The organism is Streptomyces sp. P9(2023), assembly GCF_032436795.1.
Lineage (GTDB): Bacteria > Actinomycetota > Actinomycetes > Streptomycetales > Streptomycetaceae > Streptomyces.
Genome location: NZ_JAUPWM010000778.1, coordinates 1 through 243 on the forward strand (window position 1 = coordinate 1; position 243 = coordinate 243).

Here is a 243-nt window from a genome sequence, read left to right on the forward strand (position 1 = left end):
CGGCTATTACCGTGAAGACGACGACAGTGCCGGTAATCTGGACGCCCGTATTGCCGATTTCCTGGCACCGGGCAGCTATCAGATCACGGCCCGCACGGCGTACGGTACCGACAGCGGCCTGTTTACCCTGTCAGTGGCAACACGTGAGTTGCCAGAAGACGTAGAGCTGCGCAACGAAGGCGAATTGACCCCCGATGAAACCATCAATGGCTGGTACAGCGGCGAACCGTTGACCTATCAGCT

1 protein-coding gene is annotated in these 243 nt (G+C 58.4%); it reads left to right on the top strand.

Features of this window, described 5'->3' with window-relative positions:
- A partial coding sequence (locus Q5762_RS39420) for a hypothetical protein (RefSeq protein ID WP_315897135.1) occupies window positions 1-243 on the top strand: 243 nt, incomplete at both ends.